This is a genomic window from Pseudoalteromonas sp. 0802 (genome assembly GCF_013350085.1).
Lineage (GTDB): Bacteria > Pseudomonadota > Gammaproteobacteria > Enterobacterales > Alteromonadaceae > Pseudoalteromonas.
Genome location: NZ_JABVXE010000128.1, coordinates 1 through 208, shown reverse-complemented (window position 1 = coordinate 208; position 208 = coordinate 1). Strand labels below are relative to the sequence as shown.

Annotated in this window: 1 tRNA gene; it reads right to left on the bottom strand. The window is 49.5% G+C overall.

Annotation, left to right across the window (positions count from 1 at the left end):
- Positions 1 to 2: 2 nt before the first annotated feature.
- Positions 3 to 75 (bottom strand) — tRNA-Gly (locus HUS61_RS21470).
- Between the last annotated feature and the right edge of the window lie 133 nt (positions 76 to 208).

Sequence of the window (208 nt, the reverse complement as noted above, 5' to 3'; positions counted from 1 at the left end):
GGAGCGGCACACGAGGCTCGAACTCGTGACCTCAACCTTGGCAAGGTTGCGCTCTACCAACTGAGCTAGTGCCGCATCATATTAACTCTAATATCATTTTTATAACCACATTTGGTGCTGTAGTTAACCACAAATGGTGCCCGGGGCCGGACTTGAACCGGCACGCTGTTACCAGCGAGGGATTTTAAATCCCTTGTGTCTACCAATT